The organism is Methylophilus aquaticus, assembly GCF_030769565.1.
GTDB classification, from domain to species: domain Bacteria; phylum Pseudomonadota; class Gammaproteobacteria; order Burkholderiales; family Methylophilaceae; genus Methylophilus; species Methylophilus aquaticus.
On the sequence record NZ_JAVCAP010000010.1, the window covers coordinates 1 to 22,937 of the forward strand.

The 22,937-nt window shown below is 47.3% G+C and carries 27 protein-coding genes and 1 pseudogene; 8 read left to right on the plus strand and 20 right to left on the minus strand.

The genetic code is table 11. The annotated features are described in order from the left end of the window. Window positions 1-678, plus strand: a 678-nt coding sequence (locus Q9291_RS04805; RefSeq protein WP_306388890.1) for a hypothetical protein, incomplete at its 5' end; no start/stop codon positions are given. Between the two features lie 164 nt (window positions 679-842). Here Q9291_RS04805 and Q9291_RS04810 read toward each other — a convergent pair. The 5 genes and pseudogenes from Q9291_RS04810 to Q9291_RS04835 all read right to left on the minus strand — a co-directional run bounded on the left by Q9291_RS04810 (window position 843) and on the right by Q9291_RS04835 (window position 5,048). Continuing rightward, entirely contained in the window at window positions 843-1,643 is an 801-nt protein-coding gene (locus Q9291_RS04810; RefSeq protein ID WP_306388891.1) for a hypothetical protein, read from the minus strand. 463 nt (window positions 1,644-2,106) lie between these two features. Further along, window positions 2,107-2,472, minus strand: coding sequence for a hypothetical protein (locus Q9291_RS04815; RefSeq protein WP_306388892.1), 366 nt, complete (start codon window positions 2,470-2,472; stop codon window positions 2,107-2,109). Between the two features lie 16 nt (window positions 2,473-2,488). After that, a pseudogene (locus Q9291_RS14145) lies at window positions 2,489-3,315 on the minus strand (oxidoreductase). Window positions 3,316-3,359: 44 nt separating this feature from the next. Then, on the minus strand, window positions 3,360-4,361 hold the full coding sequence (locus Q9291_RS04830; RefSeq protein WP_306388894.1) for an NADP-dependent oxidoreductase: 1,002 nt from the start codon (window positions 4,359-4,361) through the stop codon (window positions 3,360-3,362). A gap of 90 nt (window positions 4,362-4,451) precedes the next feature. Further along, window positions 4,452-5,048, minus strand: coding sequence for a TetR/AcrR family transcriptional regulator (locus Q9291_RS04835; RefSeq protein ID WP_306388895.1), 597 nt, complete (start codon window positions 5,046-5,048; stop codon window positions 4,452-4,454). A gap of 143 nt (window positions 5,049-5,191) precedes the next feature. Here Q9291_RS04835 and Q9291_RS04840 point away from each other — a divergent pair, with 143 nt between their 5' ends. The 3 genes from Q9291_RS04840 to Q9291_RS04850 all read left to right on the plus strand — a co-directional run bounded on the left by Q9291_RS04840 (window position 5,192) and on the right by Q9291_RS04850 (window position 5,909). Next, the gene (locus Q9291_RS04840) at window positions 5,192-5,446 is read left to right on the plus strand and encodes a hypothetical protein (protein WP_306388896.1); all 255 of its coding nucleotides are present in this window, start codon (window positions 5,192-5,194) and stop codon (window positions 5,444-5,446) included. Between the two features lie 63 nt (window positions 5,447-5,509). Then, on the plus strand, window positions 5,510-5,662 hold the full coding sequence (locus tag Q9291_RS04845; protein ID WP_306388897.1) for a hypothetical protein: 153 nt from the start codon (window positions 5,510-5,512) through the stop codon (window positions 5,660-5,662). Between the two features lie 73 nt (window positions 5,663-5,735). Continuing rightward, window positions 5,736-5,909 carry a DUF1328 domain-containing protein gene (locus Q9291_RS04850; protein WP_306388898.1) on the plus strand — a complete coding sequence of 58 codons (174 nt, stop codon included), beginning with the start codon at window positions 5,736-5,738 and terminating at the stop codon, window positions 5,907-5,909. 30 nt (window positions 5,910-5,939) lie between these two features. Here Q9291_RS04850 and Q9291_RS04855 read toward each other — a convergent pair whose 3' ends face one another. Genes Q9291_RS04855 through Q9291_RS04865 form a run of 3 tightly spaced genes read right to left on the minus strand, consistent with a single transcriptional unit; the run spans window position 5,940 to window position 8,815 of the window. Next, the gene (locus Q9291_RS04855) at window positions 5,940-6,578 is read right to left on the minus strand and encodes an ANTAR domain-containing response regulator (protein WP_306388899.1); all 639 of its coding nucleotides are present in this window, start codon (window positions 6,576-6,578) and stop codon (window positions 5,940-5,942) included. Next, window positions 6,571-7,737: a transporter substrate-binding domain-containing protein gene (locus tag Q9291_RS04860; RefSeq protein ID WP_306388900.1), complete on the minus strand. Its 1,167-nt coding sequence runs from the start codon at window positions 7,735-7,737 to the stop codon at window positions 6,571-6,573. Before Q9291_RS04860 ends, Q9291_RS04855 begins: the two co-directional genes overlap by 8 nt. A gap of 58 nt (window positions 7,738-7,795) precedes the next feature. Continuing rightward, on the minus strand, window positions 7,796-8,815 hold the full coding sequence (locus Q9291_RS04865) for an aliphatic amidase (protein WP_306388901.1): 1,020 nt from the start codon (window positions 8,813-8,815) through the stop codon (window positions 7,796-7,798). A gap of 416 nt (window positions 8,816-9,231) precedes the next feature. Here Q9291_RS04865 and Q9291_RS04870 point away from each other — a divergent pair, with 416 nt between their 5' ends. Continuing rightward, window positions 9,232-9,516, plus strand: coding sequence for a PsiF family protein (locus Q9291_RS04870; RefSeq protein WP_370530738.1), 285 nt, complete (start codon window positions 9,232-9,234; stop codon window positions 9,514-9,516). Window positions 9,517-9,764: 248 nt separating this feature from the next. Next, window positions 9,765-12,026, plus strand: coding sequence for an EAL domain-containing protein (locus tag Q9291_RS04875; protein ID WP_306388902.1), 2,262 nt, complete (start codon window positions 9,765-9,767; stop codon window positions 12,024-12,026). Between the two features lie 87 nt (window positions 12,027-12,113). On the opposite strand, the gene cyoE is transcribed toward Q9291_RS04875, so the two are convergent. Genes cyoE through Q9291_RS04895 form a run of 4 tightly spaced genes read right to left on the minus strand, consistent with a single transcriptional unit; the run spans window position 12,114 to window position 15,368 of the window. Further along, a complete protein-coding gene (gene cyoE, locus Q9291_RS04880) occupies window positions 12,114-13,010 on the minus strand; it encodes a heme o synthase (RefSeq protein WP_306388918.1) in 897 nt (298 codons plus the stop codon). Between the two features lie 22 nt (window positions 13,011-13,032). Next, window positions 13,033-14,007: a COX15/CtaA family protein gene (locus Q9291_RS04885; RefSeq protein ID WP_306388903.1), complete on the minus strand. Its 975-nt coding sequence runs from the start codon at window positions 14,005-14,007 to the stop codon at window positions 13,033-13,035. Window positions 14,008-14,010: 3 nt separating this feature from the next. Further along, window positions 14,011-14,628 (minus strand): redox-active disulfide-containing membrane protein, encoded by a 618-nt coding sequence (locus Q9291_RS04890; RefSeq protein WP_306388904.1) that lies wholly within the window; start codon window positions 14,626-14,628, stop codon window positions 14,011-14,013. Between the two features lie 5 nt (window positions 14,629-14,633). Continuing rightward, complete coding sequence (locus Q9291_RS04895; RefSeq protein WP_306388905.1) at window positions 14,634-15,368, minus strand: SURF1 family protein; 735 nt, start codon at window positions 15,366-15,368, stop codon at window positions 14,634-14,636. Between the two features lie 49 nt (window positions 15,369-15,417). On the opposite strand from Q9291_RS04895, the gene Q9291_RS04900 reads away from it, so the two are divergent. Further along, the gene (locus tag Q9291_RS04900; RefSeq protein WP_306388906.1) at window positions 15,418-15,618 is read left to right on the plus strand and encodes a twin transmembrane helix small protein; all 201 of its coding nucleotides are present in this window, start codon (window positions 15,418-15,420) and stop codon (window positions 15,616-15,618) included. Window positions 15,619-15,697: 79 nt separating this feature from the next. Here the strand turns inward: Q9291_RS04900 and Q9291_RS04905 are convergent, their stop codons facing one another. From Q9291_RS04905 to Q9291_RS04925, 5 genes are all read right to left on the minus strand, one after another. After that, window positions 15,698-16,630, minus strand: coding sequence for a cytochrome c oxidase subunit 3 (locus tag Q9291_RS04905; RefSeq protein WP_306388907.1), 933 nt, complete (start codon window positions 16,628-16,630; stop codon window positions 15,698-15,700). A 49-nt stretch (window positions 16,631-16,679) separates the two neighbouring features. Then, window positions 16,680-17,210: a cytochrome c oxidase assembly protein gene (locus Q9291_RS04910; protein WP_306388908.1), complete on the minus strand. Its 531-nt coding sequence runs from the start codon at window positions 17,208-17,210 to the stop codon at window positions 16,680-16,682. A 190-nt stretch (window positions 17,211-17,400) separates the two neighbouring features. Next, a complete protein-coding gene (ctaD, locus tag Q9291_RS04915) occupies window positions 17,401-18,993 on the minus strand; it encodes a cytochrome c oxidase subunit I (protein ID WP_306388909.1) in 1,593 nt (530 codons plus the stop codon). Window positions 18,994-19,018: 25 nt separating this feature from the next. Next, complete coding sequence (gene coxB, locus Q9291_RS04920; protein ID WP_306388910.1) at window positions 19,019-20,185, minus strand: cytochrome c oxidase subunit II; 1,167 nt, start codon at window positions 20,183-20,185, stop codon at window positions 19,019-19,021. Between the two features lie 21 nt (window positions 20,186-20,206). Beyond that, window positions 20,207-20,668: a DUF2244 domain-containing protein gene (locus Q9291_RS04925; protein ID WP_306388911.1), complete on the minus strand. Its 462-nt coding sequence runs from the start codon at window positions 20,666-20,668 to the stop codon at window positions 20,207-20,209. 189 nt (window positions 20,669-20,857) lie between these two features. On the opposite strand from Q9291_RS04925, the gene Q9291_RS04930 reads away from it, so the two are divergent. After that, on the plus strand, window positions 20,858-21,019 hold the full coding sequence (locus tag Q9291_RS04930; protein WP_306388912.1) for a hypothetical protein: 162 nt from the start codon (window positions 20,858-20,860) through the stop codon (window positions 21,017-21,019). Between the two features lie 207 nt (window positions 21,020-21,226). Here Q9291_RS04930 and Q9291_RS04935 read toward each other — a convergent pair whose 3' ends face one another. The 3 genes from Q9291_RS04935 to Q9291_RS04945 all read right to left on the minus strand — a co-directional run bounded on the left by Q9291_RS04935 (window position 21,227) and on the right by Q9291_RS04945 (window position 22,633). Continuing rightward, complete coding sequence (locus tag Q9291_RS04935) at window positions 21,227-21,736, minus strand: Fic family protein (RefSeq protein WP_306388913.1); 510 nt, start codon at window positions 21,734-21,736, stop codon at window positions 21,227-21,229. A gap of 113 nt (window positions 21,737-21,849) precedes the next feature. Continuing rightward, complete coding sequence (locus Q9291_RS04940; RefSeq protein ID WP_306388914.1) at window positions 21,850-22,032, minus strand: hypothetical protein; 183 nt, start codon at window positions 22,030-22,032, stop codon at window positions 21,850-21,852. A gap of 433 nt (window positions 22,033-22,465) precedes the next feature. Continuing rightward, a complete protein-coding gene (locus Q9291_RS04945) occupies window positions 22,466-22,633 on the minus strand; it encodes a hypothetical protein (protein ID WP_306388915.1) in 168 nt (55 codons plus the stop codon). Between the last annotated feature and the right edge of the window lie 304 nt (window positions 22,634-22,937).

The following is a 22,937-nucleotide window of genomic DNA, read 5'->3' on the forward strand; positions in this document are numbered from 1 at the left end:
GCGTGGGTTCTTCGGGTACGTTTCATTGCTTTCTTTCTCTGCTTTCTGCCGCCTATCGGCTGCAAGGTTAAGCAAGAATATCACTTAAAACACTGTCCAGTTTTCCGGGTCCACCTCTTTTATCGCAGTCAAAGAGGTATCAAGGCAATGCTTCCAACTACGTTGGTTGTTCCGCTAGGCGGATTCAAACAAATATTGGAGTTTGTAGACAAGGCTCCTCAAATGTTGCCATCACATACCAAATGTAAAATCGCACTTGATAAAGATGTTGAGGATGAGTCTCTTGCTTCCTTCAGACTAGATAGTAACCATGTTATGCTTGGGTTGTTTCAGAAGTTAAAAGAAAAAATAAAATACCTTCCATGGACACCTGAGGTTGGTCTAGTTGAGTTGATTAGTGCCGATGTAGTTAATCATGAGAATCAGCTAAAAGAATACTTTAATGACAACCGTTTTACTCTTACTCATGACTGGGGTAGCAAAACTTCAAGTCTGAGTGGGAGCAAGTTACGAGATGAGTGCAAAAAATTAGTCTATAGACTGGGAACCACACTAGAAGCATTAACAGGAAAATCTAACGACAAAATCCGTGAAGAATTATTCAGATATTTGGTAATTAAGACGCATGAAAATAATTCACATGACTTAATTAAGCTAGTTGGGGATTTAATTTATTAACAGAGGGTGTCCTGAATTTTGTGTAAACGGCGGTTGATTACTGCCGAGTTAGAGGTGGACCCGGAAAACTGCAACAAAACGAGAGGGTCGGGTCTAGCTATGTAGCAAATCAACGAAGCCTCAGCCTCGACAGATTGAATACCCCAAATAAACACCAGTTTCGATTATGGCAACCGCTTTAAATGCCGAAACTGAGTAGCTGCGCCAATTTCGTTACCATTTTCTTTGCGGACATAGGCAATCAGGTCACCCGTTGAAAACTGAATATCATTGACTGAAAATGGGCTGACAACAGCATATGCATCCCATTCTTCGATATGACCAATAACATCTGTGCGTGTGACTGAAATTCGACCAGGGCGAAGCGTGACCCAAGTCGAGACGATGGGGTTTTGCCTTGCCACTTCAAGATCACTGGCTTTTTCAAACGGACATAAGGGTTGCCCTGCAATGACGGCGTGCCTGAGCTCGCCGTTGGGATAGTAACCCACGGCATCGCACTTCACTGGCACTGGGCCAGCCGGACCTTCGCGATCCAGTTTTGCAGGAAAGCGTAATTTTTGAGAGCTTTCGGGGAAAAGCCAAACACCTTCGATGTCTTTTTCTGTTGCGGGGCGCAATTCAGGCCGGTATGGTGAAAACGGACAGGGATACAGTTCAAGCATGGCCATGGCAAGTGATTGTGCGGTGACTGCGGTTTGCTGGGCTTTTGTTTGCACATGCTTATACAGGGTTCTGCGCACCTGCGGTGCGTCCGGGCGATCAAGGCAGATGGACTTGTCTTTGTTCAACTGCGCCGTATCCTGGATAAATTTACTGATTGCATCGGACTCTTGTGCGCTGACATTAATTGCGACTGCGATGCACAAAAAGGCCAGCCCTCCTGTCAATATCATGCGCCACGCAAGCGCTGATGCGTTCAACATATGCCAGCTATTGCTCTGAATAATCGCTCTAACTCTCATGATTTTCCCCCACTGACTGATGCCGCTATTTTAGTTTTTAGCGACTGTTGTACGAATCAAAATAAATCCTGAAAACGCATTCATTTGTCATCCTCGCGAAGGCGGGGATCCATGCCTGCGGAGATCCATGTAAGTCACTGATTAAAATGGATTTCCGCTTTTGCGGGAATGACGGAACGTTGATCTCTTGTCGAACATAGTCTCTTTTTTAGTTCGTGCAAATGTCTCTTTTGTATATGTATACCCTGTTTTAAGGCGGGCTTTAAAGTCCTGCCCAATGATGCGAAAATTAATTATATAACTTGCGTCCAGTTTAGTCATACAGCAATTCCCCTGCGACAGCGTTGCTGTTATTTAGTGTATTGCTTTAGATGCTGGAAGTGCGGTAAGCCCGAGCACCCCGCCTGAATAAATGGATATTCGGCAAAAATAGGGCTGCAGGCAGCCGTTAAGCGACCACCCATTAAATAACTTGGATAAACAACAAGCTTAATGCAAGCTCTATCAACACTGCGGCTAATATCCCTTTGCTGGCTCGCCCTTTAAATAACTCATACACCCCTAACAGAGCCAACAGCAAGCAGCTGCTTATCAGTCCATAAACCAGCGCAGCTCGCACAGGCGATTGCGCTGCATTTCTGCCGAAAAATAACATGACGGCAACACCGGCATAGAGCGCTGCAGCACGCCTTCCGACTAGCCTGGTCGCAGCTGAATCGTCCACGCCCCAGGCTGTCAGGAATCGCGCGGGGGCTAGCATCCAGATTACAGCAATGAATGAAAATGCGCTGGCAGTCATGACTGCCAGCATATCAAAACGCAATAGCATGATGCATGCCTTTCAATTAGTTAAGTATTGTGTCGAGCGCGTCTAATTTCATCTCCTGACGAATGCCTTTATCGACCAATGCAGCCGGAGCAAACCTCCTTAAGAAGCTTAATCGACAGGCCAGTTTTCCAGCCGCATAGCGCACTTTCGGGTGCTTGGCAGTCGCTGCTTTCAAGACCACTTGTGCCACCACTTTGGGATCGTCACCCCCCTCTACTGCCGCTTTCACCAGCTTAGCCAGTGCTTTTCGCGCAACGGCATACTCCTCAAGCGGACTATCCAACGCGGGTGCATTCGCTTCAAAGTTGGTTCTCGTATAGGCAGGTTCAATCACTGATACGCGTATGCCTCGGGTACGCAGTTCATGGTCTAAGGATTCTGAATAGCCTTCAATCGCATGCTTGCTTGCCGCATAAGTGGCCATGTAAGGTGCCGGGATTAAGCCTAGTACAGACCCTATATTAATAACGCGCCCTGCCCTTGTTGACGCATGTAAGGCAGCACCGCCCGAATGACCCGTACCACACCAAAAAAATTGGTATTAAAGATCTTGTGCATTTGCGCCATTGAGCTTTCTTCTGCGCCCCCTGCTTCCACTCCAAAACCGGCGTTATTCACAACAAGATCAATCCGCCCTTCAGCCTGAATCACCGCTTTCAGGGCCGCCTCTACCGATTCTTCACTGTTTACATCCAATGCAATCATTTTGTAAGGAAGCTGCTCAGATTGCGCCCCTTTACGGCTGGTCCCGTAGACCGTATATCCAGAGCGTGCCAACAACGCTGCTGTGGCTTCGCCTATCCCGGATGAAGCCCCTGTCACAAGTGCGATTTTATTTTTCATACGTGTTTCCTTTTTGAATATTAACGATGGGTAATCACTGGCTTCTAAATGAGTTGGACCACGACCTTACCCTTGGCATGCCCTGATTCCAGATACGCGAGCGCCTTGAGGGTTTGATCAAATGAAAACACTTGATCCACCACAGGCTGGATATGTCCGCCATCCATGAGTTTGCTGATTTCCGAGAGTTGCTGGCCATCAGGATGTACGAACATAAAAGCGTATTCAATGCCTCGTTTTCTGGCCTGCCTGATCATTTTTCTGCTGATTAAACCAAATAGAAATCTCATGAAAAAGTGCATTCCTCTGTTGCGCGCGAATGCTGCATCCGGTGGGCCGACCAATGAAACCACACGGGCGTTAGGCTTCAGGACTTGGAGTGCTTTTTCAACGCCATCCCCCCTGACTGTGCCCAGCACAACATCGTAACCATGCAACACTTGCTCAAACGCCTGTTTTTTGTAATCAATGATTTCATCAGCGCCTAATTGCTGCACCAGGCCCACATTATTTGTGCTTGTGGTGGTGGCTACTTTGGCGCCCAAATACTTGGCGAGTTGAATGGCAAATGTACCAATACCGCCAGAGCCTGCAGGGATGAAGACTTTTTGCCCCGGCTTGATCGATGTATGCTCCTTGAATGCTTGCCAGGCAGTCAGGCCAACCATGGGGATAGAAGCCGCCTGTACGAAGTCCAGCTTTTGTGGCTTGAGGGCGGCAGCGCTTTCAGGAACAGCGGCATACTCAGCGAGTGCGCCCGTCCCTAAGTCAAAAATGCTGGCATATACCGAGTCTCCTGGTTTGAAACGTGTGACTCGGCTACCAACTTCCAGCACGATGCCAGCCAGATCACTGCCCATAGTGGCTGGCAACTTAAACTTGAGTATTGCCTTGAAGGTTCCTTTGGGAATCATGTAGTCAATCGGGTTCAAACCAGCTGCATGGACCTGTACAAGTATTTCATCGGGTTGAATAGTCGGCCGTGGAATGTGAGCAAATGCAAGTTGATTCGACTTTCCATAACGTTCCAAGATAAGTGCTTTCATTGTGTTTCCTTGTGAAATTGTTTTTAACTATAAATATGATGGTTATCATATTTATAGTTAAAAAAACGAAATTAGTTGTCTTTAAAAAAATTAAACATTGTTGGGCATCGCGTGCTGTAGCGCAGCTTGCCGGAACTCGATAGAGAGTTCAGGATCATCTACCGCACGCGCCAACATCAGCGTACCGACCATCATTGCGACCATGACAAGCGCTTCTTCATGCGCTTTTGACTGAGATTGATCCGACAACTGACCTTCGATAAGGCTGATCATTTCCTTAATCCGGCGAGTAGAAACAGCCCTGACTTCAGGGGCTTGCCTATGCATTTCAGAGCCAAGTGCGGCAAATGAGCATCCCATTTCAATATTTTCAGTATGTTCATTGGACAAGTAGGCACGCATCAGTGTCGATAAGCGCTGCTCTTTTGGTGTTGTTGCAAGCACTTGTTCGAATATTGCGAATGTCTCGGCCCCTGCAAGGTCTGCAGCCTCAGCAAGCATTTGATCTCTGGATGCAAAGTGCGCATAAAAGCCGCCATGCGTGAGCCCTGCTTCCTTCATAATGTCGGCGACACCCGTGCCGCTGTAGCCGCTCCTGCGTATTGCCCTGGCGGCAGTTTCTAAAATGCGCGTATGGGTAAGTTCTTTCCGATTGCAACCGTCTTTTTTAGCTGTTCTGTTTTTCATCAAAACCATAATATATGATGATCATCATATTTACAAGTCAATGTCGCCCTGCAACACGCAACCAGAATGTGTTTTAAAAGTTTGCTTGTGTTTCACACCTGCTGCCCCTATAGTCCACCCACGCGTTTAAATCAGGAAACCCCATGAAAAAACTATTAGTAACTGTACAAGTTGAATTAGACATCCCCGATACCTGGGCATTGGTTGAGCACCCTGATGAGGTTCAAGCCATCAAGCTTGCAGATGGTCGTTTTATGTATATGAGTTTTTTACCCATGTTCACGACCGATGCCAATGAGGGCGCAGAATGGTCTAGCGAATGCTCTGACGAATTCACTGAAACACTGTTGGATATGGTGGCTGATGAAGAGGTGTTGATGAAGTTTGAAACTGATTAATGCAGGGCTTCTCGTTGCTGGCCTGCGACCCCTGATATACACCAGGCGGCGCAGGAGCACCCGATGAAAAAGCAAAACCAGGTCAATGAAGATGGCCTGGTTTTTTTATGCTTACTTTTCTCGACGATTCTTTTGACAGGCGATGTATGCAGGCATGCTGTATGCCATGCGCATGGATGTAAGTTGATTCTTACAGATCAAGCAGCCATTGCCTGATATGGCAAACACGGTGCCAGGTTTATGATGAAAGACTTTCATGACTATATGACAACACAAGGGAGTCAACATTATGCTGTACTATGCCTTAGTATTTCTGGTGATCTCTGTCGTGGCTGGCTGGATGGGCTTTCGAGGCGTGGAATCAGGTGCCGCGACCATCTCCAAAGTGTTTTTCTTTATTTTCCTGTTACTGGCGATTGGTGTGGTACTGGCTACCGTGCTGGGCATCAGCCTGTTTGCATAAGCCCAAACATAGGCCAAAAGTGGTCTGCTTCTAATGATTGAGCAGACCATCTGCATGTAGTATGGCGCGTGCAATCTCTTCGATCGTCACGCGTTTTAACATGGCTTGCTCACGCATCACTTTATAGGCATCAGCCGCGCTGATGCCTTTTGCACGGGCGATCACCGCTTGCGCTGCACTGACTTCATTCACCGCCTGTAACTTTTCTTCAAGACGCTGGTTGCGCTTGCTCAGTGTTCGCACGTTTCTGAAATGCTGAATCGACACAATCAGGGTGGTCAGAATCCCTTTGGCCTGAACCGGGCTGACCAAGATGCCATGGCAGCCCAATGCCAGGGCGGTATCCAGGATAGTAGGGTTTTCATACTCCACGATGCCTATCATGGGGATGTCAGAAGACGGCGTGAGCCAAGATAGCTTTTTCTTGGCACTGGCCTCAGCGTTGAGCAAAAACAATATGATGTCCGTATTTTCGGGCAAGTCAGCGGGCGGTGGCCACAAACAGGCCGTCTGGCAACCAATGCGCTGCAACTGCTGCACCAGTGTGTCGCGGTGACTGTCCTGGGGATGAAAAATGGCAATGCGGGCATCACGCAGGCTGCGAAAAGCATCCAGTGTTGTGCGCTGCTGTTTACTGCTGTTGGGACGCTGAGGCACCGTGTTAGCCATAGCGCACTTCTGCCGGTGACTGCAGGGTATTCCACGCTGCGCCCACATGTGAAACCAGGTAAGGGTCAGGCACGACCCCCAGGCCATCAGACGCGGCCACAATATCAAATTGCCCGTTGGCATTGACGCGGCCGATGCGCGGATTGAGACGTGCATGATGATTGCCGGGATGAATGATCACGCGTCCTTGTGGCGCCTCAAACGCCCGTCCAAGCAAGTGCGGCAGCAGGCTGTCATAATGGTCATCGCCTGCAGCGCGCATGGCTTCTGCAAACAGGTGCACCTGAAAATAAGCGGCCTCCCAACACATATTAGGTTCAATTTCATCACCAAACTGCTGTCTGAAGCGTGCAACACAGGCATGATTATGCGCTGTGGCAATCGATTGAAAATACGGGGCAGAAGTGATGTGCCCGGCAGCGATACGGTTGCCCATTTCACTGACTTCCGCTTCACAGGTGGTCAGGCTGGCAATAGGCACATGCATTGCATCCATGCCACTATCGGCATAGGCCTGATATAGCATGCGTGTGGCCTTGCCCACCACAGTTGAAAAGACAAAATCGGGCGACTTGGCCTTGATGTCCCGTGCAATGGGAATAAAGTCTTTCTCGCTGGCATCAAGCGGCAGGTAGCGTTCGGCCAGTTTTTTACCGCCCGGCACCTGCAAAATAAAATCACTCATGATGCGGTTGGATTCGTACGGGTAGATGTAATCACTGCCTATCAGGTAAATGCGTGCCCCAAAATGACGGGTCATATACTCAGCCAGTTGCGCACTGTTCTGGTTAGGCGCAGCGCCGGTATAGATCACATGCGGGGAAAACTCAAAGCCCTCATAGGGCGTCGGATAAAACAGCAGTTTGCGCCATTTTTCCACAACTGGAATCACGGCTTTTCGCGTGCTCGACATATAACAGCCAAACATCACATTGACCCTGTCTTCACGGATCATGCGCTCGGCATATGCCTGATACTGCTGCGAATCACCTTGCGGATCATAGTAGACGGGCACCAGTTCTCGGCCATGAATCCCGCCTGCAGCATTGATTTCGTTAATCGCAAAAAAGGTGGCAAACGCCTGCGAGCGCTCAATGGTGGCGGTGGCACCGCTGGTGGAAAACAGCACACCGACAGGAATCGGATCGGAGTTTGCCATGACTGACTTTCATATTTGGCCCCGGCCGAGTGCCGGGGCTGGTTAGCAGAATATGCGTTTAATTCGGCAGGCCGTCTATCGGTGCCTCTTTGGTACCCAAGGTGGGTCTGGTAAACGATTCTACCATGGCACGTGCAGCGTCCGGGTCCTGTACCCACTTGCTGTAAAAGCTGTAGGGGCAGGCAGCCATACCCTGATCCCCGTCGCCAGAATTGAGTACGCCGGTATAGCCGCGGTGCAGCAATTTGAACAGGTGGTTTTCTGACTGGCCATGCTGACGGAAATCGCGGATCAGATGCTTGCTCAGGGCCGCATATTGGACGCCATTTTCTTCTTCACCACATTCCCCCAGAGTGCGGCCATCAAAGCCGATAATGGCAGAATGGCCGAAATAGGAATACACGCCGTCAAAGCCGGCCGCATTCGCCACCGCCACATAGGTGTTATTGGCAAAGGCCATCGCTTTGCTGATCAGGATTTGCTGCTCTTTGGCCGGATACATATAGCCTTGGCAACGCACGATCAACTCGGCGCCCTTCATGGCACAGTCACGCCAGATTTCAGGATAATTGCCGTCATCACAAATAATCAGGCTGATCTTGAGCCCTTTGGGGCCTTCGCTGATAAAGGTCTCTTTACCCGGGTACCAGCCCTCGATCGGCACCCATGGCATGATTTTGCGGTATTTCTGCACCACTTCGCCCTGGTCATTCATCAAAATCAGCGTGTTGTATGGCGCTTTATTGGGATGTTCTTCATGTTGCTCACCGGTAATCGAAAACACGCCCCACACCTTGGCCTTGCGGCAGGCCTCGGCAAAAATCGCAGTTTCCGGCCCGGGGACTGTGGTAGCGTTCGCATACATCTCCTCGCCATCGTACATAATGCCATGCGTGCTGTACTCGGGAAAAATCACCAGATCCATCCCCGGTAACCCGGCTTTCATATTGACCACCATGTCTGCAATTTTTTTGCAGTTGTCGATAATGTCGGCCTGGGTGTGCAGACGTGGCATTTTATAGTTGACCACGGCCACGCCGACGGTATCGTTACTGCTGGAAATATCACCATGTATCATAAAGTATGCTCCTTATCAGGTTAAAAAATGCTCAGAGAAATAAAAGGCCAGACAGGCATCAGACGAAAAAAAGCTCACCGACCGTGTCTAAACGGTGGGTGAGCTTTCTTGCTCCGACCATTACCAGCGCTGTTGCTGGTATGGTAAAAATGTCAGAACTTATCGACGGATGTCATGTATCTGTCAGACGCACTTTATGCCGGTTTTTTCAGGCATGCCATGCGTTATTTAACGTAAATCGTGTCGCCGTCATGCCTCAAGCCATTGCATTGCCTACAACAAAACAGTCCGTACTGACGTAAATTTATGTTAGCAAAATCAGGCTGTATTGAGAATGTGTCACAATCGATATCGCTGACTTAACGTCAGAACCGACATGAATATTTTGAATAAAAATGATGCGTTTGGAGACACTCATGAATAAACTTATTTTAGCCTTATTGATTACATGTGTTAGTTACCCTCTATTTGCTGCAACGCCACAAGAAAAAATGAAGACCTGCAACGCCGATGCCACAGCAAAGTCGTTAAAAGGTGATGAGCGCAAGGCATTTATGAAAACTTGCTTGTCGAACAAGCCTGAGTCAGGGTTAACCACACAACAGAATAAAATGAAAACCTGTAATGCTGACGCTTCGGCCAAAGCCCTGAAAGGGGATGAGCGCAAGGCATTCATGAAAACCTGTTTATCAGCGAATTAAGCTGGTTTCTTTTTTGTTTGCTGTACAAATCTACCCGCTCAACGAGCGGGTTTTTTGCTTTCAGATGTAAAGTTTTGTTTTCACCCCTCAAGAACTTTTTCTCACGGCCGTTAACAGTGATAGCTGTAAGTCTGTCGGCCGCCTGATTTATTTACCTGGCAGGCCGAACAGTCTGCACACGATTACCCGCAGTGCCCTTTTGCTCAAGGCAATTGCCGGTATTTTAGAAACATCATGTTCAGGGTAGTATGAAATCTCTTCTAAACTCACTGATACTGCTATGTAGTCTAACAATTGCACAGCATGGTCTTGCCAATCAAGATCTTATTCAAGCGCGTTCACTTGGCAAACAATTACAGACAAAACTACCTCTCAGCCGTGAAGAGTCTGCCTGGATAAAAGCGCATCCTATTGTCCGTGTATCCATCAAAAATGGCTGGATGCCAGTGGAGTTTCAGCTTGAAAATGAGAAACACCGCGGCATCTCTATTGATTACCTCAAGCAGATTAGCCAACTGACTGGACTGCAGTTTAAGCTTGACACATACCGCAACCAGCCTCAACCCAAAGAGGTGGATGTAATTTCCAGCATCAGCAATACTGAGGATGTAAAAGGCTACCAACGCCTGACCAGCCCTCACCTGGTCATTCCCTATGCTATTTATATCAACAAATTTGCCCCGGCGCTCTCTGGTGCAAACAGTCTGGAAGCTTTAAAGAGTGCCAAAGTAGCAGTCTTTAAGCATGGTCATATTGGCCAGCGTCTACAGGCGCTGTATCCAAACATGAAGCTGATTTATGTAGACATTGCGGATGAGGCTTTTGACGCCCTGAACAATGGTCAGATTGATGCCTATATTGGCAATGAAATTGTAATTGATTACCACATAGAATATCACCGCTTGCCTTTTGCCGAGAAAATAGGCGTCACTTCGTTTAATAGTGAAATCAGCATGGCCGTTGCGGAAGAACAGCCGGAATTGGCCAGCATTCTGGAACGTGCGATTATCGCAATTGGGACCAACAATACAAACATTGTTCAGCCATGGCGTGCACGGCAGCCTGTTGAAAAAGTATTTATAGAAACAGGAACGGCGATTCTTTCAATCATTTGCGTGTTGCTACTTTATCAGTTCTGGCGTTTTTATCGCCGGGCACAGCATCGCGAAGCGGAAGTACGCCAACAAATATGGCGACAAGCCAATTACGATTATTTAACGCAACTACCTAACCGATATTTATTACATCAATCGCTGGAACAAGCCATTCATGACTGCCAGATTGACCACACGCAGTTGGGATTGCTGTTGATCGATCTGGATGGATTCAAGGATGTCAATGATGTTGCTGGTCATGCCATTGGGGATCGTCTGTTACAGAATGCTGCCACACGCATCCAATCCTGCGTGCGTCGAGTGGATATCACCGCAAAGTTGGGAGGGGACGAGTTTGTGGTAGTGGTTCCCAAGCTTGGGGATATGAGCATACTGCATGAAATTGGTGAAAAGATCTTAGAGACCATACGCACGCCTTTTCACATTGATGACAAACAGCATTTTGTCACTGCCAGTATTGGCATTGCTGTATACCCCAGCAATTGCGATTCAGCTGAGGAGTTGATGATGTTTGCTGATCAGGCATTGTATGCAGCCAAACGTGCGGGTAAAAATCAATACCAGTTTTTCACTCAACTCATGCAGCAGGAAATTAAGGACAGGATTTCGCTGACCCGTGATTTGCGTTCGGCGATAGATCATGATGAGCTGCATCTGGTATATCAACCGATATACCGATTGCATGATTTTGCACTCATCAAAGCAGAAGCACTGATCCGCTGGGAGCACCCAACGCGTGGCTCGATTCCGCCCAGCGTGTTTATTCCCATTGCTGAAGAGTCCGGATTTATTATTGAACTTGGCAAGTGGATATTTGATCAGGTGTTGCACGATTTATCCAATATCAACCCTATCAGCTTACAGGGCATGCAAATTGGATTGAACATTTCACCTGTACAGTTTGCACATCCACAACATTTGCTTGCATTTATCAAACGGCTGGAACGGTCTAATATTCCATGCGAGCGTTTTTGTTTTGAAATCACGGAAGGCTTATTGCTGGAACCTTCCAAAACCACTGAGGACACCTTGCAAATGGTTAGGCGCTCAGGAATTAAACTATCGATTGATGATTTTGGTACAGGCTACTCTGCCTTGGGCTACCTTAAAAAGTACCAGATTGACTATGTCAAAATAGACAAATCGTTTATTAAAAATCTGGAGGTCGATAACTATGATTTTATCTTGTGCCGATCAATCATCCAGATGGCGCATGAGTTGAATATGGAACTGATTGCCGAGGGGGTTGAAAACGCGCAACAAGAAAACATTCTAAAAGTCATGAACTGCGACTATATTCAAGGCTTTCTGCACGGCAGACCTGGACTGTTTTCCGCATTATTCGAACCAACGCTTGCACCCCGTAGCCACCAAAAGTTGGCCACCAAACATTGAAGTCGTCGACAAAACAGGACTGCCAGACAAGACAGGGCAGACCCTGTCATGTATTAGCAGCCTGTGAAGTTTGATTGCGTAGCGATCTTAAACAAGGTAATGGTCCAAAAGTAATGCCGCAAAAATAAGGCTTAAATACAAAATAGAATATTTAAACGTTGTTTTTGCCAAGGCATCCGAATAGTGCCGGTATAAGCCAATCACGTAGTACATAAACACCACATTCAGCACAATCGCAGACGCCAGATACAACCAGCCGCTCATGCCAAGGCTGTAAGGCATGAATGACACCAGTACCAGAATCACGGTATACAGCAAAATATGCAGCAAAGTGAATTGCTCACCATGCGTCACCGGCAGCATAGGCATGCCGACCTTGGCGTATTCCTCACGTCGATAAAGCGCCAGCGCCCAGAAATGTGGCGGCGTCCAGGCAAAAATAATCAGGAACATGACCAATGCCTCTGGTGACACCGCATTGTTCACTGCCGCCCAGCCGAGTATCGGTGGCATGGCCCCCGAGGCGCCACCAATCACAATATTCATCGGGGTGGCCGGCTTCAGGAACACTGTATAAATCACAGCATAGCCGACAAAAGTCGCCAATGTCAGCCACATGGTCAGCGGGTTCACCCAAGTGTACAAAATGGTGAGCCCCGCTCCACCCAGCACACTGGCAAATAACAGGGTTTCCATATGCGACACTTGACCAGTCGCCAGCGGCCTGGCACGTGTGCGCGCCATCATGGCATCTATCTTGTGTTCAATCAGGCAGTTAAAGGCCGCTGCAGCTCCTGAGGCAAAAGCAATGCCGACTGTCGAGGCCAGCAATATCTGCCAGGAAACCATACCAGGACTGGCCATCAACATGCCTATGATGGCAGTGAATACAATCAGCGCAGTCACCCTCGGCTTGCATAAGGCATAAAAATTTCGCAGCCCCATTTTGGCGGCTTCCACCTGAGTAACTATTGTCGTTTGCATCATGTGCTCCCCATCCCTTGTTTTAATAGCTTGTATTCATTAATCTTGCATTGATCAACACCAGACATCCGCCAAGCAAGGCAGCGCCTGCGTTATGCAGTACCGCCAGCACCACTGGCAGATGCAAGATCAAATTACTGATACCTAAGCCAATTTGGCAAACCAAAATCACCAATAACGACCATGCCAGCCAGCGCGATGCTGATCGCTGCAATAAAATTCTGACACTCACCAGGCCCCATAGCAGGACGATCAATGCACCCAGTCGATGCGTCCATTGAATGGCTGTCAGGGCATCCAGATGCAATTGACCGCCATCTCGACTTTGTCCCAGCGCCCGGAACACGTGGAAACCGTCATTAAAATTCATTGCTGGCAACCAGACGCCATGGCAGGTTGGAAAGTCTGTGCATGCCAGCGCCGCATAATTGGTGCTGGTCCACCCCCCCAGCATCAATTGACCAAACCAGATCAGGAGTGCGGCTCTTAACCACCACTGTTGTCCGCGTGGCAAGGCAATGTCTTGCCGCATGGCATTTCGGATCGCAACCCAGCTTAGCAGTGCAAAAGTCGTCATCCCACCGAGCAAATGCAGGGTCACAATCATTGGCTTTAATAACAACGTCACTGTCCACATACCCAGCAGAGCTTGCGCAGTAATCAGCAGCACCAGCCCGGCAGAGAGTTGCCATGCTGTCCTGATCTGGTGACGGCGCCTATAGGCAAGGATAGCCAGCGCAAGCACCAGTAGCCCCAATGTACCAGCCACATAACGGTGTGCCATTTCTTTCCAGGCCTTGGCATGCTCCAATGGCTTGTCCGGATAGGCCTGTTGCGCGCTGGCGATGGCGACTTCACTCTGCGGCACACTCAGTGCACCATAACAGCCGGGCCAATCAGGGCAGCCAAGGCCGGCATCGGACAATCGCACATAAGCACCAAGTACCACAACACAAAACGCCAGCAGGACGGCAAACACGCTGATAGCCTTAAACATGATTTAGCCTGCCCAGGATGATTTCAGCAACTTGATCAAATCCTTGCGTATCCATTTGGCTTCGAGCTCGGGTCCGTACTGCATCATGACATTACCCAGCGGGTCTATAAAATAGACTCTGTGCGCATCCAGCGTGTTCTGCTCCTGATTAGTCAATTGCCGGCCAAGGGTGGTAATTTGTTCTGCTTGCCCATTAATAATCAGCAAATCAGGGTAACGTGCACGAATGGCTTGCGTATTTGTTTGCTGGGTGATCAGTACCCGTTGTACGCGCACCATATCTTTGTATAACGAGACGTAAATCTGCCGTAAATCGTACAAGCGCTGCATGCAGTCAGCATCACATTCACGGGCGATATAGACGATATTCCATTTGTCACGCCAGAACTGGGGGACACTCTGCCGCCCATCTGTCGCCCACTGTGTTTCGTGTGCGATTGAGACAGGCGGCTGGATGAGTTGCCCATAACTTTTACCGCCCGGCCGCCAGTCAAACTTGATCATGGCCACCACCACCAGCAAAGGCACGGTAAAAAATACGGCCAGTAGCAAGAAAATCATGCGGCCTTTGCGTTGTTTCGCAGCATCAAATTCAGATTGCCGGTTACTTGTTTCCTGCATCACACTCACTCACGTTTCCCCAGCATTTGATAGCTGCCAATCAATAAACTTGCAAATGCAAAGCCAAACCACTGATAGGCATAACTCAGGTTTTTCTCAACTTGCCCCGCTGGCAATGCCCAATGCCGGACAAAACCATCCTGAGGAACCGCAGGATCCAGCTTTAACAAAGCGGCAGGCATTGGGTAATGCCATTGTTTGCGCAAATAGTCAAAATCAATCACTTGCTGCACAGGTAGCCAATCCTGTCCGGCCTGATCCAGCCTGAATCCGGTTTTCTTCTGTTGCCAGAACAAGCCTTTGGCTGTTTGCTCGCCGGTGCTGGTCGTGACAACAGGCAATTGCTGATGATCCGCATAGCCGGGCACCCACCCCCGATCTACCAACAAGACAGTCTGATGATCATGCAACAAGAATGGCGTCAGGACATGAAAACCTGCTTGCGCATTTTCAACCTGATTATCGAGAAAGAAGCTGTGCTCAGGCAGATATCGCCCTGTTAACTCGACGGTATGCATATGCATCTGCGTGATGTATCCGGGCTCCTGCATACGCTGAATGTCTAACACTTCGGTCTGCGACTCACCACGCAGCATGGCATTGGCCATGGCCTGCTTTTGTTCTGCCTTGTGCCACTGCCATAACCCCAACTTGATACAGACAACGATCATCATTGTCATGATCAAGAGCACCAGCGGGCGCAATTGCAATACGTAGGCGCTTCCCAAAGGTATTTGCATTTTTTCACTTACAGCCCATAATGGGCCAACTTTATCGAGAACACATATCATGCTGATTAAAATTGCAACCGTACTGATATTACTGATCATTATTGGCAGCCTGGTGTCCGCATTAGTCTTTTTACTGAAAGACAAACGTGGGTCAGATCGTACCGTCAAGGCCTTGACCATGCGAATTGGCTTATCTATCACCTTGTTTCTATTACTGATTATTGCTGCACACTTCGGCTACATCGGCCATACGCTCTAAATCAGCCATCGTCACCAGACCTTACACGCTCACAGACAACATCATCAAAAAGGGCGCTATTCGCGCCCTTTCAATTTGATCAGAGCATGTAGACAAATATATACAAGCCCAACCAGACCACATCCACAAAGTGCCAGTACCAGGCAACGCCTTCAAAGCCAAAATGATGCTCAGGGGTGAAGTGGCCTTTTATGCTACGCAACCAGATCACAATCAGCATCAATGTCCCGATGGTCACATGAAAACCATGGAAGCCGGTCAACATAAAGAAGGTCGCCCCATAAGCACCTGACTTTAATGTGAGCCCCATTTCGGTATAGGCATGGTGATATTCAGCCGCCTGACAGATCAGGAAAGTCACCCCTAACGCGATGGTTAAGAACAGGCCGATCACCAACTGCTTACGGTTATTTTTAATCAGACCCCAGTGCGCCCAGGTAATGGTCGCACCAGAACTCAACAGCAGTAGCGTATTAATCAGTGGCAGCCCACTCCATGACATCGGATGAAATGCCTGATCAGGTTTATAACTTTCACCCAATACAGTGCCTCCAGGTCCTTGTGAAGGCCAGGTACTGAGGAAGTCCTTGTACGGTGTAATGTCCGGTGCATATGAGGCCAAATCAGGAACAGAAAGGACACGCATATAAAACAGCGCGCCAAAAAACGCAGCGAAAAAAGCAACTTCGGAGCAGATAAATACAATCATGCCAATACGGAATGACTTGTCTTCCCACTTTTTGTATTGTCCAGTCAGACTTTCAGTCACTACACTGCTGAGCCATTTGAACATCATGAACAGAATAATGGCCAAGCCAAGATACATCATGTACTTTCCAGGCGTAGCCAGATATGTCAGTGCAGGATTTTTGATAGACCCATCCATGCGGGTATCCGAACCTGTGACATTAAACACAAAGCCACTGGCCAGTGACAGCAATCCAACCGAGATCAGTGCCGGATAAATACTGCCATGCGGTACAAAATAATGATTTTCTGAATGACTTGCCATGCCTTAACTCCCAATCATCTGATTTTTTATAATTAGTTTAATAATTTAGTTACTGAGCTGCCGGGAAGAATGAATATGACAAAGTCAATTCATGTACGTCCTGCGGCAAATCCGCACTGATAAAAAAACGAAGCGGTAATTTTTTTACCTCTCCGGGTTTGAGCGTTTGTTTCACAAAACAAAAACACTCAATTTTCTTTAAATGTGCCGAGGCTTTCCCTGGTGTCACACTGGGTATTGCCTGCCCGGACACCTCGGTACTCGTCGTATTTTTTGCTTCAAACAACACCGTCGTCACCTGGCCCGGGTGGACTTTGACACTGTTTTCGAGTGGAAAAAAATTCCATCCCAATCCCGGCATGACCGAGGAAATAAACTGCACAGTGACCTCCCGAGTGCTATCTACCTTCACTGGCACCACTAACTCGGCAGTGCTGTTGGTTTTTCCGTTGAGCCCCGTCACGGCACAAATCACGTCGTACAGCGGCACTAAAGCAAATGCAAAAACTAAAGCGCCTGCGACAATCCAAACCAGCTTGATGACCAGCTGTTTATTCGCTCGTTCCTGATCTTCTTTCACATTGTGACTTCTTGTATGCTCTGAATTACTTCCAAACCGTAAACATGGAGATCACATACCAGGCAATGGCTATCAGTGCTAAAGCCCAAGCGATTAGCTTGTTACGACGCTGTTTATTTTCACTCAAAATACGACCTTTGACTCATTTCAAGGCCTGACTACCATCACTGATTATCAGGCTTTATTAGGATTACTTCACTACAGGCTGCTCAGTAAAACTATGGTATGGCGGTGGAGACGGCAAAGTCCACTCCAACCCTTGCGCACCCTCCCAAACCTGATCCGTCGCTTTTTTTCCGCCTCTGGCACAGCTCACAATGTTATATACAAACAACAGTTGTGACAGCCCAAGCACAAACGCACCGATTGAAGAGATCATATTGAACTCGGCAAACTGCAATGCATAGTCAGGGATACGACGCGGCATACCGGCCAGCCCAACAAAAAATTGCGGAATGAAGGTGACATTGAACGAAATAGCAGTAAGCCAGAAGTGCAGCTTGCCCAGTTTTTCGTTGTACATATGCCCGGTCATTTTTGGCAACCAGTAGTACACACCCGCCATGATCCCCATGATGCCTCCAGCAAACAGCGTGTAGTGGAAGTGCGCTACAACAAAATAGCTGTTGTGGTATTGCGCATCTGCAGCCACATCGGCCAGTACCAACCCTGTCAATCCACCGATACCAAAGAGAATAATCCAGCCCACTGTAAACAACATCGGTGTTTCAAAGCTCATGGAGCCTTTCCACATAGTACGAATCCAGCAATAGAACAGCACAGCCAGCGGCAACGAAATCGCCATGGTGCTATACATGAAATACAGCAAAGCGGGCACAGGCATCCCTGCGGTAAAGAAGTGGTGTGCCCACACAACAACAGCCAAAGCACCAATCGCCCACAAGGAATAAACCTGTGCTTTGTAACCGTACATCGGCTTACGGCTGAATGTTTGCAGGATTTGTGGGATAAAACCCCACACTGGCAACAGCAGGATATACACTTCAGGGTGGCCAAAGAACCAGAACAAATGCTGGAACATGATTGGATCGCCACCACCGGCTGCATCAAAGAAATGCGTACCAAAGTGACGGTCAGTCAGCAGCATGGTGACGGCACCAGCCAGTACAGGGATCGTTGCAATCAGCAGGAAGGCCGTGATCAACCACCCCCAAGCAAACATAGGCATTTTCATCAGGGTCATGCCAGGGGCGCGCATGTTGTAGATGGTCACAATGATGTTGATAGAACCCAGTACTGACGAGATCCCCAGCAGATGCACCGCAAAAATAGCAAAGTCAACGCCAATGCCCCCTTGTACAGATAACGGAGGATAGAACGTCCAGCCAGTGGCCAGTGCCCCATCGCCAACCCCGAACAAAGCAAGGGTAAATGGCAAGGTCAGCAAAATCGCTGAAGGGGGTAAAATCCAGAATCCCCAGTTATTCAAGCGGGGCAAAGCCATATCCGGCGCACCAATTTGCAAGGGCAACATCCAGTTTGCAAAGCCGGTGGCTGCTGGCATTAACGCCGCAAAAATCATGATCAGCGCATGTACGCCAATCAACTGGTTAAAAAATTCCGGATTCATCAACTGCAAACCAGGTTTAAACAACTCGGCACGAATACCCAAAATCATGCTGCCGCCAACCAAAAACATAATTAACGAGAATGTCAGATACATCGTCCCGATATCTTTATGGTTAGTTGTCGTCAACCAACGCATGATACCGGTTGGATGATCGTGGTGCTCGTCATGATGTGCTACGGTGGTAGTACTCATAGTGATCTCCTAAATCGCTCAAATATTATTCACGCGCAGCTTTGACTTGCGCTGGTTGCAATACCGCATCGACAGCGGCAGTATTACCCAGTGCATTACGCTCATAAGTAATCACAGCTGCAATTTCCGTATCGTTCAAAGTGGTTTTCCATGCGGGCATCACACCCTTGCCATTCAACACGCGGTCAAGATGGCTATCTTTCGCATATTTACCATCTGCGCCAAATATCGGACCGGTGGCGATTTTACTGCCGGTCAGCGCGGGGAATGCCGGAGGTAAACCGGCACCAGACACCTGGTGACATACCGCACAGTTTTTCTCGTAAACGGTTTTACCTTGTGCTAGCAAGTCATCCTTGCTCATTTCTTTGACGTCGTTGGCGGCCTGTTGTTCTGCCTGCTTTTTACCCGCCCATTCGGCAAACTGCTCTTTTGAAATCGCATTGACCACTACAGGCATGTAGCCATGGCCCTTACCGCACAGCTCTTTACACTGACCACGATAAATGCCTTCCCTTTCAACTTGCACCCAGGTCTCACGAATAAATCCAGGCACAGCCACACGCGAGGAACCGAACTGGGGCACCCACCAGTTGTGCAGTACATCTGAAGCCGTCATCAGAATGCGTACCTTTTCGCCAACAGGTAACACCAGCGGATTATCAACTTCTAGCAAGTAGTGTTCACCCTTGTCTTCCGTGTTATGCAACTGACCATCTGAAGTTGCCAGGTTGCTGACGAACTTGATGCCCTTGGCATCGCCATCCAGATACTCATACTGCCAGCGCCACTGCGAACCGGTAATCTTGATCACCATGGTGGACTGATCACGCGTATCTTCCATCATCACCACACTGTGGTAAGCAGGAATCCCCATGATCACAAAGTCGATTAGCAGCAGAATCACAAAAGGAATCAGTGTCCAGAAAATTTCTACTGTGGTGGAAGGCGCTTTGTCAGCAACGGGTTTGTAACCCTTGCTTTTGCGGTGGGTAATGATGGAATAAATCATGATCGCCAATACCACCACAAAAATCACAGCAGTAATCAGCATAAATTTGTTGTGCACGTGTAATGTATCCAAAGCCATGGGGGTGACTGGCTCCGGAAAATTCCACGTATAATCGGCACGTGCACTTAATGTTGAAAACAATGCAAATGCACCAACCCCGAGTTTCTTCATCCCTTGCATCTAATCTGCTCCAAAATCCAGTTATCCAGTTTTTACGAGTGCGCGCTTGAGATGTGCCACTAGCTCTTCGCGTTGCGCGTTATCCATAGTGGTACGTCCAAACTCGACTGCTTTATTATGGGACCCAATCCATAGAGAAGTTTTACTGCCCTCACTCTCCCTGAGCGTGACACGGGTCCAATACCGCTGATAGCGAACGTGGCTTATTTTTCCCAGCACACTTTGTTCAACATCAACGTACTCCTCGGCAATGGTGATTTTTTCGTAATCACCGCTGTGACGCAACACCACCACAAATGCCAACACTACCAACACCAACTCCAGACCCGCAAACGGCAACACCAGCCATGCGCCCATTTGCACAAACGCGACAGTTATTAAACTGGAAAGCACCAGCAAACTGAGCAACAACTTAAAAACACTCTCAACTGAAGCTGAGGCGTTTGGTCGGGCCACACAATGCGTTTCGCAGATCGATAACATGCTTGCCAAATCCAGAATTCAGTTTGTATCAACCGAATTACGTTTAGTTACAAATTTGTTACACAATGAACGTTAGCACAACACGCGCGATGAGCGCAAGAAAAAAAGCGTCTGGAAAAGACGATAAAAATGTAAAATTTCGACTGAGACCAGCCAGAGATCAAGAGGTGTAATGTTTGTGAGTAATAAATGAAAAAACTCGAAAAACTTGTGGCAGCGGCTAAGCCTATCGAGCGTGCAACATCAGGACACACCTACCGGGTGTCAGCGTTGCCACCTCAATTAAGTAACCGTATGCTTATGCTGGATCAAACGAAGATTAGACTTCTGTGGACACAAAAAAACCCGTAACTCATTGATTTACGGGCCGAATTGGACTGCTTTGGACTTTCTTGTACTACTTCATGGTGCGGGAGCCTGAACCGAATGTTTTGATTTAAGCCATATTCAAAGCCATTTAAAGCAATTAATCAAATTAACTTATACACAAAGTTATACATTTTATAAAAAGTTACTCTTTGAAATAATTAGCTTTAAGCAAACTCTATGTCGATTTGTTTAAGTTGAAAGCTGCTCTTCAACTAGCCTCTGCATCAATGCATGCAGTGGAGTTAAATCGAAGTTTGCATTGTTATAAGAGTCATCAACTTGCTGAAGGGCTGCAACATACTCATCCCGGTCTCTTTTCAGAAGCTCAGGCAGCATTACACTGCCTGGCAGAACTCCACCAGACCTAACGCACAAAACAAAATATGCAATTGCTCGCGCCGTTCTTCCATTGCCATTTATAAATGGATGAATATGATTTAAGCGCCATAAGACATAGGTCGCTAATACGAGAGGGTCTGTTTCCTCCCACCTCCTATTAACGAGATTAACGAAGTCAGCCATTAAAGCTTCAACGCGAAAGTGCTCAGGGGGAATATACTCCCCTACTTTGACTGGGCAGGGTCTAAACTCGCCTGCATTCGTATGCAGGCATGTTATAGCGTGGAAATTTAAAGCTTTAATTATATGATTCGAGAGGTATAACTTATCTGCACTAAGCGACGCCTCAATGATGGACATTAAAAATCCATATTGTCTATCTACGTTTGAGATTTGAAGTGCAACGTACGTTGGATGGCTCTCTGAATTTGTTAAATCATAGAGAATCAAATACCGCCCCCTCCCTTAAACAGCTATTTACAATGTAACTGTTTTTCTATTTGTGCTTTTGTAATATTTTGGTCTTTATCTACAGCGCTAAAAATAAAGGAAACTCTTTGCTCTTCAAGTTGCTCTTTGGTCTTTTCAGATTTAGCGGCACTAATTAGTTTATCTAAAAAAGCACCGTCGGTTTTTGCTGCTAAAAAGTTTTGCATAATGCGTCCTTTCTTATGCCCGTACTTGAAACGGTTCTCATTTAAATTCCTATTGCTCGAAATACTAAAAATTACAGTTAATTATATAAATTCACTAAATTTTTTGAAGCCTGCAATATTAACTTAATTACATCGCAATTCAATGTTTAGATACAATCAATTACATGAATGTTCAATGAATTTTTTATTACGTCAAAACATACAAGTTTTTTAATGTACATCAAAGATGCAAGAAAACCCTTACGTTAATTGCCTAATATTTTTTCAGTATTGGTGATTTAGTTCTTTCATCTTGACAATGCAAAACTAAACAATTGTTTCAATATAGCAAATTTACATGGGAATTACACATTTGTTACAAATTAAGCAAAATTTGTGCATATTGTAATTTTCGCAGCATTTAATATTAATAAAATGCACTGTTAAACATGCTTTAAAATTCTAAAACTGAAGACTTTCCTTCAGCATCATTTACTAAAAAGAATTTATTACCAGCGCTCGTTACCCCATAATGCGTTAAAGCAAATCCTCCATCAATCGTTTGCAGAATGGTTGCATCTGCTATGTAATTAGCGACTTGATTCAAATCTAATGCTTTCATGTTACTCCTGTTAGTGATTTTCAAAATTGCCTACAAACTTTCTCACCATCCCCTTCAATATGGGCGGCTATTTCTAAGACTATGACCTTGCCTTAATCCCGCCAATATCATGACATATTTACCTAATCATCAAATAAGCTAGGCGGATTAGTAGAGTCATCAGGTATATCGCTATCCTTCATCAATCTGAACCGCCCCGGTTTTCGAGGAGGCATGTTTGCCTAAGTTAATCAGCAATTGGCTGAGTAGCCAGTTGCTGATAGTAGTTTGCCTCAGCTTCTGCAGGAGGACAATAGCCGATTGA